Genomic DNA, 3,277 nt, shown 5'->3' with positions numbered 1-3,277 from the left:
ACAGGATTGCCTTCTCAGGTGATTACACTTCTGTGTGCTGCATTTTCTCTGTACTGCATCTATGTAACCATGTTCAGTACTGCTATTCCAGAGGTTAGATTAAATATCTTTATTGCTCTGGTTATTGTAATCGGATATCTGCATTATCCAATTCGCAGAAACAATTTTGACGAAAACGATGATGAGAATGATTCAAGATTCCACATCAATTTTGGTCTGAACACAAAATCTCATATCAACTCTATTCCTTGGTACGATATTGTACTGATGTTTATGGGAGTTGTGCCTCTGGTTTATTTTGCAATCAATGCAGAATCAATCATTCAGCTGGCCTTAAAGGTTACAAGCCCAAGAAATCCTGATTACTATCTGATGATTTCTCTTGCGGTTATGACTCTGTTATCACTTATGGAGTTATGTCGCCGTTGTGTGGGTATTCCTATTCTATGTGTTGTAGGCGCTCTTCTGGTTTATGCCTTATGCTCTGTTCGTTTCGGAAAGGTTATTTATGATCTTTTCTATTCAACAGGTGATGGACTGAGAAGTACTCCTATTGATGTCTGTGCCAAGTACATTGTTGTATTTATTATCTTTGGCGCATTCTTAGAGAGAACCGGTATTTCTGCTTTCTTTATCGATCTTGCCAATATCATCGCAGGTGCTTCTGCCGGTGGTCCAGCAAAGGTTGCTGTTATCTCTTCAGCCTTATGCGGTATGGTATCTGGCTCATCTGTAGGTAATACCGTAACCACAGGTTCTATTACTATTCCGATGATGAAAAAGGCTGGCTACAGACCTGAGTTTGCTGGTGCTGTTGAAGCTGCATCATCAACAGGTGGTCAGATTATGCCTCCTATCATGGGTGCGGCTGCCTTCCTGATGGCTGAGTATATGGGCGTTCCTTATATTCAGGTTGCTGTCCTGGCAATTCTTCCTGCAGTGCTATATTTTGCCGGTATCTATGTTTCAGTGCATTTGGAGGCCAAAAAACTTGGTCTTAAGGGTATCTCACGTGAGAATCTTCCTAAGTTCAGAGAACTGCTTCCTAGAATGTACCTGCTGGCTCCGTTAGTTGTTCTGGTATCCTTAGTTTCTGCAAATATCTTCACTATGCAGTTCTCTGCTACCGTATCTATTGGTGTAGCAATACTTGTTGGTATTATCAACAAGGATCAGAGAATTTCTGTTAAGAAGTTTATTGAGGCTTTGGAGGCTGGTGGAAAGAGTACCATTACAGTTGCTGTTGCCTGTGCTATGGCTGGTCTTGTTGCAGGCTGTATTACTACAACAGGACTTGCATCAGAACTTATCGCTATGGTTGTTCATTTATCTGCAGGCTATGTACTGCCAGCTCTGGTTTTAACCATGATCTGCTGTATCATCCTGGGTATGGGCGTTCCAACTACTGCAAACTACTGTATCATGGCTGCCGTTTGCGCGCCTATCCTGACATCTCCTGCAATCGGTATTCCAATTATCTGTGCTCATTTCTTTGTATTCTACTTTGGTATTGTCGCAGATATTACTCCTCCGGTTGCTCTTGCAGCCTATGCTGGTTCTGCCATTGCAAAGGCTCCTCCTATGAAGACAGCCTTTAATGCAACTAAGATTGCTATTGCAGCTTTTATTGTTCCATATATCTTTGCATTCAATCCTGCACTGCTGTTCTCAAATGTTGAGCCTCTTGTTCAGATTGAAAATGCCAGCCCATTTATGATTCAGTGTCTGCAGATTATGGAGATAGCTCTTATCTGTATAACTTCATTCATTGGTATCTTTGGTGTTGCTGCAGCTCTGAACGGATATCTGTTCTTCCACATAAAGCCTCTATTTAGAGTTATTTTGGCCTTAGGTGGTTTATGTATGATGGTTCCTGGGATCACAACCGATCTGATTGGTCTGTTTGTTCTGGTATCCATCTGTCTTATGCAGCATTTTCAGAAAAAGAAAATGCTTTTAGACACTCAGGATATTGATGAGACTGAAGCTTTAGCTTCAAGGTAAAATTTTCACTTTCAAAATACATGCAGAGTTCTTTTATAGGGATCTCTGCATTTTTTTTGAATTAAAACAAGTCTTATATTGCTTCACGGATTTTTTGTAGTATCTCGGTATACTACTGAGTAATCTCTCCTGTCCAGGTGTTAATGCCTCCAAACTCATATATTCTAGTGTAGCCCATCGCTGCAAGTTTAGCTGCTGCCTGTTTGCTTCTATTTCCACTTCTGCAGTAGACAAGAATTATCTGATTGATGTCCTTTAATTCTGAAGGTGGAGTATCTATTATGGTTTCATTTGGGATCAGGATAGCTCCTGGAATATGGCCTCTTGCATATTCATCTGGACGTCTGACATCCAAAATAATATGACCATCGTCTTGCTTCATCATCTGCATAGCATCATCCTGACTAATCTGTGTGTATGTGTTCATATGTTGCTCTTCTGTTTTTTTGTTTACTGTTGTTGTATTTTCTGCATTGGCAAACGCTATGGAACAGAAGCTAATCATTGCCGTTATAAGGATAGTTTTAATTTTCATAATTATTGGGGGGAATTATTACCACCATCCTCCTTGTATAATTTAATTAACATGGAATGTCAGATTAAATGTATATGTTTTAAAAGCTAATGGTAAAGATTTCTTTTATAAAATTTTGAACCGAGTTATTTCATCTTTTGATTTTTTCAACTTGTACCAGGTGTTACGCTTTCTCTGCAAAATCTTTCTGTCGGTAGTTTCAAGAGGATAAGTAGAAATAGAAAAAAGCAACCAACAGGTTGCCTCCTTAGATGGTGCGTCGTAGAGGATTTTTTGAAAATAAATTATTCTAAATTCAATATGATAATTGTAAACTCTACATCTCTCTACAAATTATTATTGAAAAAAAACTAATACCTTACTGGATTCTGTACTGAATGAATGGAAAACCTCAATCCTAGTTTTCTTAATATCTTAAGTAGAGTCGATAAATTTGGAGATGTTTTCCCTGATTCAATTCGTGCAATTGAGGACTAAGGCAGACCGCAAAGCTCAGCGAGTTCTCTTTGTGATAGGTCGAGATCATGCCTATGTTTTATTATCGTGCCAACAATCTCTGAAATCTCCTCTATCTCTTCGAGATCTTTCTTAATGATGGCTTTGTGGTTTTAATTCGGTTTTTGTATTTATTCCAATCATCCATAATATCTACTTCTGTTGCTCTATTCAGCCTGTTCAATCCATTCTGCTACGAGATATAAAGGAACATTTACCATCCAATCCTGTTCTTTATAATCT

Annotated in this window: 3 protein-coding genes; 1 reads left to right on the top strand and 2 read right to left on the bottom strand. The window is 38.8% G+C overall.

All coding sequences use genetic code 11. The features are described from left to right. The coding region (locus QZU45_RS11740) for a TRAP transporter permease (protein WP_295355512.1) at positions 1 to 2,004 on the top strand (2,004 nt) is incomplete at its 5' end. Positions 2,005 to 2,116: 112 nt separating this feature from the next. Here the strand turns inward: QZU45_RS11740 and QZU45_RS11735 are convergent. Beyond that, positions 2,117 to 2,431: a rhodanese-like domain-containing protein gene (locus QZU45_RS11735; protein WP_295355510.1), complete on the bottom strand. Its 315-nt coding sequence runs from the start codon at positions 2,429 to 2,431 to the stop codon at positions 2,117 to 2,119. A 458-nt stretch (positions 2,432 to 2,889) separates the two neighbouring features. Next, entirely contained in the window at positions 2,890 to 2,997 is a 108-nt protein-coding gene (locus QZU45_RS12555; RefSeq protein WP_366925502.1) for a hypothetical protein, read from the bottom strand. Positions 2,998 to 3,277 lie beyond the last annotated feature (280 nt).

The organism is uncultured Succinivibrio sp., from assembly GCF_902756765.1.
In the GTDB taxonomy this organism is placed as follows: domain Bacteria; phylum Pseudomonadota; class Gammaproteobacteria; order Enterobacterales; family Succinivibrionaceae; genus Succinivibrio.
The sequence above is the reverse complement of the archived record's forward strand: the minus strand, read 5'-3'. Positions and strand labels throughout refer to the sequence as shown.

What these genes read in the sequence shown, in the direction of transcription:
- QZU45_RS11735 (WP_295355510.1), bottom strand. Translation starts at nt 2,431, where the DNA reads ATGAACACATACACACAGATTAGTCAGGATGATGCTATGCAGATGATG.